The organism is Streptomyces sp. NPDC056224, from assembly GCF_042267665.1.
Taxonomy (GTDB): domain Bacteria; phylum Actinomycetota; class Actinomycetes; order Streptomycetales; family Streptomycetaceae; genus Streptomyces.
On record NZ_JBHJTK010000015.1, the window covers coordinates 77,987 to 87,224 of the forward strand.

A 9,238-nucleotide genomic window follows, 5' to 3' on the forward strand; every position below is an offset into this window, starting at 1 on the left:
GGCGTCGTTTCGGCCAGCACAACGGAGGCGCAAGGGGACGCCAGTCAGCGCTTACATGCCTTCGGCCAGACGTAGGCGGATCAGGACGACTTCAGCTCACAAGGGCTTTGAGCCTCTCGTGGAGCAGCGGGTAGTCCTGAACCCGCGGCGGTACGACCGGCTCCGCGGGGGAAGGGTCCGGCGGAGTCCAATTGACTGCTTCTAGGACGTCATCGACGAGCTGTTTCATATCGCTATCATCCAGCGCGACTACAAATCCTCGATGATCCATCGCTGTATCTCGACAACGACTCAAGAAGCGCTCTTTGTCCGCAAATGATCGGCAGGCCAGAATTCCGAACTTCCCTCGCAGTGGCGAGAAGCGAGACGAAAGCTGATCGAGCTCAGGATTCCCTACCTCTTTTCCGTAGTTCTTGCACTCAACGAAAAGGTACTGGGATGGAATCTTGTGGCGCGACAGGAATCGAAAGAATCCGTCAGTCGCATTGTTGGTGTATGAGATATCAACCCTCTTGCGACCTTCATGGATGTCTTCCTCCATCTCAGGCATAGCGAGCGAGGGGTAGAACAGGGCGCTCAGGAGAGCCTCCACTCGCGCATGGTAGATATGGGCATGCTCCTTTCCGGTCGGCGTCTCGACTACGGCCTTAAGTAGCGCCTTATAGTCTGGGGGTGTCGTGTTGCCCACTTCACTCAACTCTTCGTGCGAAATCGGCTTCGGGGCAATACCCTTCTTGATTTCTTTATAGTGGTGATACACAGACGCCCTACGCAGGGTCTCCCTTGTTACATCAGGTTTCGAGCTGCCATATGTTCGCTCAATGTCGCCCCGGTAGACCTTCTTGGTCCCGTTCTTCAAAACCGTCACGAGTTTACTTCGAGGATCCGACTCTTCCTCGGCCTGCAAAGCGGGTACCAGATGATTCTTGTAATACTCCCCGCGAGACAAGTGAAGATCGCGCCGTACGATCAACTTGGGGACCAAGAGAAGCTTCTCCCCATCCGCAACCGGAAGCTTAATGTACTCCTGCTCCCATTTGAGTGATTGCGGGTTCCAAACAGGTCCGCTATCAACACCCTCCACCAGCGGGATCCTAAAAACCGCAGCCATCTGTTGCGTGTAGGCAATCAACGGCCCACGTATGATGTTCGTCGTAATGTCGGAAACGATGTCCTTGTCGACCTTATCGATAAAGAAGGCCGTGTCTTCCAGGTCTTCGATCAGGCCTGATTTCGCCGCCTGGCTTGCCGCCAATTTAGCGGCGAAATCCACGCTCATCTGCTTCCCGAAACCCCTGCCAGCACTCTTCCCCTTCGAGATCCCGAGGTGCGTCTCGTTGGGTTCCCCAAGGTTCCCGAGGAGATATGCCGACCGCTCCTTGTCACCCTGGCGGACTGCGTCCAGGACACTGTCGAAGAACGTAGTAAGCATGAATATGCACTCTTGCCCCCAGTCATCAGACAGGTGGCGAATAGTGCTGGGGTCGATGTAGACAGGGACATCTGCGACAGTGTCGACATCGACAAAGTCCAGCGTCCCCTGCGTGCGGCCGAGGTTGTAGTACTCCGAAACCCGCATGAGCCCCCCTGATCGATCAGCGCTGAGCGACAGAGGCTGTCTCTACCCGAGCTATCACCCTCTGTAAACACTCAGCTGGTCTAGCGGTGCCATCTCGATGCGACGGATCGAGATGGGCACCAGCAGTGGGGCCGAACGACTCTGGCATCCCCTGCGCGGTCTATTCGTGGACTAGCCGGAGCGCTCGCTCTGGCCGTGAGGCTGTGAGCTGGTAAAACGCATGGGATGCACGGGGCCTCCGGAGCCGTGTGTTGAAGCCGTCGTAGGTCGCGGTCGGGACAGGTCTGGGCCGTCTATGGGCCGTCGGAGGGCGGCCGAGGGCGACTTGCAATGACCAATGACGGCCCCTCAGGTGCCGGTTGGGGCAGGGTATGTAGAAGGTCCGCCTGGCAGGCTGGGTCGGACATGACTTCCTCCGCAACAAGAAGCGAGCAGCCTTCTGGGGCCTCGGCTCCCTCTTCGCGCCCTCGCCTGGCCCTCCTTGAGGGCGTTGCCTACGCGCACCCCTGCCGATAGAAAGGCCGCGCCGCTGTGCTGGGAGAAACTGGGGAGAAAATGCTGTGCGGGGTGGCTCCTGAACCCCTTCGAGACCGATGTAGACCAAGCCCCTGAACTGCGACTATGGGGTGTAGGGCAAGTCAACCTGCGGCTCCGACCTCATTCGGGACGAAACGGTCGTCAGGCAAAGTCGGACAGGCTGTTCATGCACACGGAGTATGGGAGCGCCGCCTCCGGGCACTCCCACGCAGTGGGGGTGCCCGGCAGTCCCCGAAGTCTGACTCAGTCGCTGTCGTCCGCCTTGCGCCGCTTGCGGTCGCGCTCGTACTTCTTGATCGCTTCAGGTGCGCCCTCCGCCGGCCAGGGCCTCCAGGCTCGCAGCTCGTAAGTCACCGCCGTGATGCCGTCCTCCTTGGTCCGGTGCGAGACGATGTCCCACCCAAGCACGAACCGCAGCTCGCGCAGCCGCTTCCTGGGGTCGCCCTTGTGTGTATCCCGCGCCACGATCTGAATGAGCTCGGCAGGGGTGAACTCACTCTTCTCCGCGAAGGCCTTGAGCAGTTCGCCGATCCGCTCCCAAGGGTTCGGCCGGTGGATCGCTTGGCCTAGGGCGTCGCCGTACGGGTTCAGGCCCTCGAAGAACGCCTTCTTCCCGCCGTTGTGCGTCTGACAGAGCGGCTCCAGGTTGTCCAGCTCTGTCTTGCCTCCCCACGACCGCGGGACGATGTGGTCGATTTGGAGGTTGGCATCCTTCGGCCCCACCCCGCACATCGCGCAGAACCGGCCCTTGACCGTGAACACTTCCGCCTGGAGCTTGCCAGAGATCTTTACGGTGTCACCTGCGGGTGTCTCGCTCCAACCTGCAAGCTTGTAAACCCACTTCGCATCGCCCTCGCGGCGGTAGGAATCGACCCTGAAGTGATCGCGCACCTCACGGAGCCGACGCTGGGTGTGCACGTTGCCCTTCCCGAAGACATCCCGGGACCGCTCGATCCACTCGTCCATGGTCGGCGGGTCTTCACGCCGCTTCAGCAGGAAGCGGCATGCCTCCGCCGTCTCTCGATTCGTGAACAGCGTGTCGATCTCGGCGCTGTCCCACGCAGGCAACGGGCGCTCGTTCAGCTCGTTTACATCCGTCATCACAGACCCCTCCCAGTCGTCAGCCTCCCCGGCTGACACTCAGAAAGCTACAGGGCGGCATGACCATGAGACAAGCAGGTTCCGGATGCCGCACAGACCTTGAAGTCGATCAAAATTGCCCTGAACAGCGGTTTTGTAAAAATCTCGCCGCCGGAAAATTCGCGAACGTACGGTGTTTCCGGCGGCGAGATTTGCTTGCCCGCTGGACTCCGCTACGCAGCCGAAGCCGCCCCGTCAACTCCGGGCTCCTAGAGCGCTCAGCACGGGCCCATAGGTCACCTAGCTGTCTCTGCTAGGGCGCCGAAGTAGTGACAGACCGGATCGGCAGCAAGGGGAACGTCAGCCCAGAGGCGCGGGCTCGCCACCGTCGACTCCGCCAGGGCAACCGGTCTGCCGACCGCAATCGACCAGCATCGGCGGTACCCGCGCGGATCGCCTCCGAGGAGGCCCAACACACCTGCCAGAAGACCACTTGGCGACTTCCAGCAGGATCAACTGCCGACGGAATCCGGGAGAAGGCTGGGAGAGAACCCTCTCCCGCAGCCTCCCGGTTGCCCGGCGAGACCAGGTCAAGCCAAGGCCTTGACCTGCCTAAACAGGTTCGGCGCCACGTCGCGATCTGACCCTGACGTCATTCGGGAGCATGCGGTCCGGAAGTAATCCACCCTCATCCGCTACAGCTCAATGGGCCTTCCCAAGCTCATGCCCATGGGAGCCGACAGCCCATTCGAAACGGGAGTCTGGGCTAGCGTGCGTCGGCTCGATCGAGGTCTCCTGTGCCGGAGACAAGTCTCTTGTGGATGGTGCCGGCTATGGCGCGGGCCAAGCCGACGGGGACGGCGTTGCCGATCTGCCGCGCGATCTGGATCTTCGTTCCGTGCCAGAGGTAGTCCGGGTGGAAACCCTGGATAAGCGCAGCTTCGTAATGGGTGATCGGACGGTGCTCCACAGGGTGGAGGTAGCGGCCCTTCTCGGGCTTGAAGAACTCAGTACGGATGGTGACGGAGGGGCGCCCGAGTCGAAGGCGGCCCATTACGTCGCCTGATCCGTTGTGGTGCCCGTCCCAGCTTTCTGTGCTGAGGTACTCGTCCCGGCCGCCGATCCTTGCCGTTCGTCCACGAAGGTCTTTGCGGTTCCCCCCGAGCGGGATGGCCCTGTAGCGGGCCTCCGAGAGAGCGGTGGGGGTGCGTCCAACATGCAGCTCGCGGGTGCGGAACGGACCAGGTACACCATTGGTCCCGGAGCGCCGCGGGAGGCTGATTCCTCCGAGTGCCAGTTGGGATGACAGGTCGAAGACTCTGTCCACGGGCACCCAGGGGACAAGGCTCGGGTCGTCTCCGAAGAGGAGGTCGCTGGCCGGCTGATGCCGGGCCTGCATGTGAGTCGGCGCAGGCAGGAGAGCGGGCGCTCCGAGGGAACGGTGCGTGCCAATCACGATTACGCGCTTCCGGGCCTGCGGTACCCCGTAGTCGGCTGAGTTCAGGAGGCCCTGTTCAAGGGTGTAGTCCGAGAGCACCCCGCCGGGCTGTACTGCCTTCAGCAGCTCGGCGTACTCGTAGGACTTCAAGAAGCGGTCTACGTTTTCCAGAACGAAGACCTTCGGCTGCACCACGCTGACTACCCGCGTGTACTCCCTCCAGAGGGCGTTGCGCGGGTCGTCCATGCGTTGCTTGCCCAGCCCGGAAAAGCCCTGGCAGGGCGGACCGCCTGTAACGACATCGATGCGGCCTGCGAAGGCATCCGGCGCGAACTCCTCGATGTCGAGATGCATCGCGGACGCCTGCGGATGGTTGGCCTCGAACGTCGCAAGTGCTGCCTGGTCGAAGTCCACAGCTGCGACGGTCCGGAACGTCGGACCGGTCTCCTTGCCGCCCGCTCGGTAGGTGCGGAAACCCTCGGCGAAGCCACCGCAGCCGGCGAAGAGGTCCATCACGCGCAACGGCTCCATCAACCATCCCCCTGAGATCATCCAGCCCTGCCGTCCGGATCCTAAACGGGAGCGCTGACAGCCCAGTTCGAACGGCCGGGCGGGCAGCGAGGGTTGTCAGCGGCGCCTGGTAGATCTTGGAGCATGCCCCTTCCTGTCGCTGCTGTGCCTCACGTTGCGTTCTCCGACCTGGAGACTGCCGACCTGCAAGTCGATGCGCTCTACGCCGGCGGGACGAGCGGCAACACCAGTGACGACCCGATGTCCAAGCTGATAAAGGGAGTCGGCAACCAGGGGGGCTTCCGGTACGCCGGCTCACCTGCCAAGGGGACGGTGAAGCTGGCCGTGCTCTACACGAGCGGCGGAGAAGTGGACTGGCCTGATCACCTGGACGTGGAGACGGGAACGTTCACCTACTACGGTGACAACCGGAAGCCCGGCCAGGGCCTCCACAGCACGCCGCGGTCGGGGAACGTCCTGCTGCGCGATGTCTTCGCGGCCTCCCACGGCACCGCATCGGACCGGGCTCAGGTGCCTCCCTTCTTCTTGTTCGAGAAGGCCGGGCCAGCAGGCCGCTCCGTACTCTTTCGAGGGCTCCTCGCCCCGGGCGGCCCGACCCTGGCCTCGGACGATGAGCTGGCAGCCATCTGGCGGGCAACGGCGGGACTGCGATTCCAGAACTACCGCTCGCACTTCACCGTGCTCGATCAGGACCTGGTTCCCCGGGCCTGGATCCAGCACCTGCTGGCTGGCGGGGATCCTCTTGGCGGGGGGTGCCCAGACGTGTGGCGTACGTGGGTCGAGGGCCGTGTCTACCGCCCGCTGATGGCGCCGGTCACGACTGTGATCCGGTCGCGGGCGGACCAGCTTCCGGAGGATGCGGCGGGTACGGCGATGCTGGAGGAAATCCGGGGGTACTTCCGCGGCCGAGAGCACGACTTCGAGGCCTGTGCCGTGGCCGTCTGGCGACTGATCGCGCGGAACACCGGGCCGGTGGACCTGACCCGGCCGAGCCGGGACGGCGGCCGCGACGCCGTAGGCACCTACGGACTGGGGCCGGCGGCAAGCCGCATCGCTATCGACTTCGCCCTGGAAGCAAAGTGTTACGGAGCGGCCAGCTCCGTCGGCGTCCGAGAAGTCTCACGCCTGATCTCCAGGATCCGACACCGGAACTTCGGCGTACTCGTGACGACGTCCTACTTCCACAAACAGGTGCAGGAAGAAGTGCACGAGGACGGCCACCCCATCGTTCTCGTCTCCGGCCGGGACATCATTGACGCTCTGCGGCAGGACGGCCGTACCACCGTCGGCACTGTCCGGCAGTGGCTGGAGAAGAGCTTCCCCAAGCTGTAGAACCGCGGGCTTGCGAAGACAGTCCTCAGTATGAGGACGCCTGAGAGACAGTCTCCTCCCGACGGCTTCCTCACGCCTGACCCGACCAATGCAAGCCGCGTACTTGACCTGCACATACGCAGCCAAGGCCATGTCCCCAGTCTTGACCGGACGTCGTTCGAGACTAATCAGTCGTCAGACAAAGTTGGACGAGTCGTTCGTGCACGAGGTGAGTGCCGCATCTCGGCCGGGCGCCCACACGTACTGGGAGCGCCCGGCAGTACCAGCAGCCTGGCTCAGTCGATCCGGCTCCACATCACATCAGAGATCACTTACCGGACAGGCGGATCCGATCAACTCGGCACCCTATCAAGGGGAGACACGGGCTATAGGGCGACGCTGGAGGAGACCTCAGGGGCCGTCTCGGAGCCGGTGACGAAGTACAGGGTCAGCTTCTTGATGTCGTTTCCTGTTTCGTACACCAGGTGAAGATCCGTGGTCTTGCCCGCGCCCAGGTTCTTGCCCAGAGGCTCAGCCGAGTAGAGGTTGGCCTTGGGGTCGTCCACGCCCATCATGATCCCCATCGCCTCAGCCCTGGAGCAGTTCAGGTCCTCGTCGACGGCCGCGGAGAAGATGGCCTCGTCCAGCTTCTGCGGCTCGCTCGTCTTATTGGTCACCGACAGGGCGAGGCCGATAGCGCGCTTCCCAGCCTCCTCCACGTCCTTGCGGATGAATTCGTTGCCGATCCTGAAGGGGTCTGTGACCTCCTTCACCGTGATGTCGAACTTCTTGCCGCCGGTAGCCGTGTCACCCGGCTTAAGGACCCGGTAACCCGCCGCCAGGGGGACCTTCTTGCCGGACGGGTCGTTCGTGGCGCAGGACAAGTCCACGGTCTGAGCGGCCAGCGACAAAGACGGCGCGGGCTGCGCCAGCGTGGGCGACACGTCGGCGGCCGGCTTGGCGCTGCCATCCGCAGGCCCACAAGCGGACAGTGCCAGAGCACCGAGAGCAGCGAGCGGTATGGAAATGACCTTCTTCAAGATGGGTCCTTCTGGATCGAAAGGGGCCGGGGAGGTGGAGGTCGCCAGACCGTAATGCTGGCAAAGGATGTTGGCGGCCGCTCGGAGTTGCCCGGATTGGTACAGCGGGATGCGGCGGGCCCGTGGTGAGACGCCCAAGAGCCAGTCCCGCTGGATCCGCAGCTCTGGTCGGGGCCAGAGACTTCGTCGTGAGGCAGCTGCCACCCGGACCAGTTGCCAGCGAGTGCTGGGAGAAAGCTGGGAGAAAGGCCTCTTCCGTAGCCTCCCTCAGGCCAGGCGAGACCAGCTCAAGCCAAGGTCTTGACCTGCGTAAACAGGTTCGGCGCCACCTCCGGGTCTGGCCCGGACGTCATTCGGGACGAAGAGGTCGTGAGTTCAAATCCCGGTTGAGGAACCCGCAGCAGTAGCAGCAGCCCATGGTCTGGCGGTTGGCGCCCATGTCTACATCCGCGCCCGACTGGTGAAGGAGGGCGAGCAGCCCACTCACACCCCCACCAGCTACCAGGGAACTCACCTGGCCTACCCCACGTGGGAACTGGCGGGCCGGGGTGGCGGCTTTCGGGGTGCTCTACGACGCTTGTCTCAACCAAGTGAAGGAGCCCGTCAGGATGCCGGAGCACTCACGCTGAGCGTGAACAGGTGGCCTACTGCCTTTCGCGCACGCGGGGATGGTCGCGTCTGGCGGCACGCGGCGCTCAGGGTCAAGCGCGGGCCCACTGCCGCGCTATTGCAAGTGGACCGGCCGAGGGAGGGCAGGCGGCCGCGGCGACATGAGGTGGGCAACCACCTCGGGGGCGGCCGCCAAGACGGCAACTGCCTCGCAGTCCACTCCCGGTCCCGTCCCGCGCAAACTCACCGCTGTGAGGCTTGCCCCGCCTGCAATGAGCTTGCACCAGTGGCGAGCCTTCTGCTTGTTCACGTAGCCGATCGGCTCCTTGCCGTAGTTGGGATGTACTGCCACGGCAAAGGGGGCATGGGGGTTGTCCGGCTCGGGCACGAGCCGCAAAGGGCGCCCTGGGCTCAGATCAGCCCGGCGGGCTGCCTCCGTGTAGTACTTGACCCCCCGCACGTTGGTCACGTAGAGCCCAGCTCGCTGAAGCCGCCGATCAGTCGGGCCAACAAGCAACCCTGTCTCGTCTTCACAGAGACGCAGGTCGCCTTCGTATTCGACAAGGTGCAGCCGATGAAGGCCGCCAGGCGCCGGCACGAATCGATCTGCGGGCCCGTCCGACGGAACGTACATGGCTTCCCCCTTTGGTACGGAGTCGCTCCACCCTTCCATGTCGAGGCGGCCCTTGTAGGCCATTCCCTTCTGGAGTGACGGCACTACCTGACGGCGACGTTTGCCAAGCGTCGCTGCCTTTGGCCGACTGAGGGCATGGGCAGCGCTCGGAGTTACGGGAGGCCACCCAGGCAGGCGCAGGTGGCGGGGAGCCAGATGGGGAGCCACCGGGGGCGACACGGGGCGGATTCTCCTGGACTGACCTGGACGGTGGGGAGCCAGATCCCTTGGGTTGGAAGGGCTCCGCGGCCCCCCTTCCTTGGGTCCTGCTTACCGCTTCCTTAAGCGGAGCCTAAGGATCACTTCCAGGGGCCCGAACCCGGTGGAAGCCGCGGTTCGGCGGGCTAGCTTGACCGGGCCAGGACAGGAAGGGCCGGACGTGGGGGGGGGGGGGGGGGGGGCCGGGGGGGCCCGCGCGCGGGCGCCGGGGCGCCCCCCCA

General features: G+C 63.8%; 6 protein-coding genes and 1 pseudogene. 2 read left to right on the top strand and 5 right to left on the bottom strand.

Annotated elements, in window-relative coordinates:
* Positions 1–91 precede the first annotated feature (91 nt).
* The 3 genes from ACFCZ1_RS19555 to ACFCZ1_RS19565 all read right to left on the bottom strand — a co-directional run bounded on the left by ACFCZ1_RS19555 (position 92) and on the right by ACFCZ1_RS19565 (position 5,147).
* Positions 92–1,579, bottom strand: coding sequence for a hypothetical protein (locus tag ACFCZ1_RS19555; RefSeq protein ID WP_376679516.1), 1,488 nt, complete (start codon positions 1,577–1,579; stop codon positions 92–94).
* Between the two features lie 780 nt (positions 1,580–2,359).
* Positions 2,360–3,217, bottom strand: coding sequence for an HNH endonuclease (locus ACFCZ1_RS19560; RefSeq protein ID WP_376679517.1), 858 nt, complete (start codon positions 3,215–3,217; stop codon positions 2,360–2,362).
* Between the two features lie 745 nt (positions 3,218–3,962).
* On the bottom strand, positions 3,963–5,147 hold the full coding sequence (locus ACFCZ1_RS19565) for a DNA cytosine methyltransferase (protein WP_376679518.1): 1,185 nt from the start codon (positions 5,145–5,147) through the stop codon (positions 3,963–3,965).
* 162 nt (positions 5,148–5,309) lie between these two features.
* Between ACFCZ1_RS19565 and ACFCZ1_RS19570 the strand changes: the two genes are divergently transcribed.
* Positions 5,310–6,497, top strand: a complete 1,188-nt coding sequence (locus ACFCZ1_RS19570; protein WP_376679519.1) for a restriction endonuclease — start codon at positions 5,310–5,312, stop codon at positions 6,495–6,497.
* A gap of 365 nt (positions 6,498–6,862) precedes the next feature.
* Here the strand turns inward: ACFCZ1_RS19570 and ACFCZ1_RS19575 are convergent, their stop codons facing one another.
* Entirely contained in the window at positions 6,863–7,516 is a 654-nt protein-coding gene (locus ACFCZ1_RS19575) for a hypothetical protein (protein WP_376679520.1), read from the bottom strand.
* 385 nt (positions 7,517–7,901) lie between these two features.
* Here ACFCZ1_RS19575 and ACFCZ1_RS19580 point away from each other — a divergent pair.
* Positions 7,902–8,094, top strand: a pseudogene (locus ACFCZ1_RS19580) (GntR family transcriptional regulator); the annotation flags it as partial.
* Between the two features lie 146 nt (positions 8,095–8,240).
* Here the strand turns inward: ACFCZ1_RS19580 and ACFCZ1_RS19585 are convergent.
* Positions 8,241–8,822, bottom strand: coding sequence for an HIRAN domain-containing protein (locus ACFCZ1_RS19585; RefSeq protein ID WP_376679521.1), 582 nt, complete (start codon positions 8,820–8,822; stop codon positions 8,241–8,243).
* Between the last annotated feature and the right edge of the window lie 416 nt (positions 8,823–9,238).

Excerpts from the sequence above, each read along its gene's own strand:
- ACFCZ1_RS19565 (WP_376679518.1), bottom strand. The coding sequence starts at position 5,147 with ATGGACCTCTTCGCCGGCTGCGGTGGCTTCGCCGAGGGTTTCCGCACC.
- ACFCZ1_RS19560 (WP_376679517.1), bottom strand. The coding sequence starts at position 3,217 with ATGACGGATGTAAACGAGCTGAACGAGCGCCCGTTGCCTGCGTGGGAC.
- ACFCZ1_RS19555 (WP_376679516.1), bottom strand. The coding sequence starts at position 1,579 with ATGCGGGTTTCGGAGTACTACAACCTCGGCCGCACGCAGGGGACGCTG.
- ACFCZ1_RS19585 (WP_376679521.1), bottom strand. The coding sequence starts at position 8,822 with ATGGCCTACAAGGGCCGCCTCGACATGGAAGGGTGGAGCGACTCCGTA.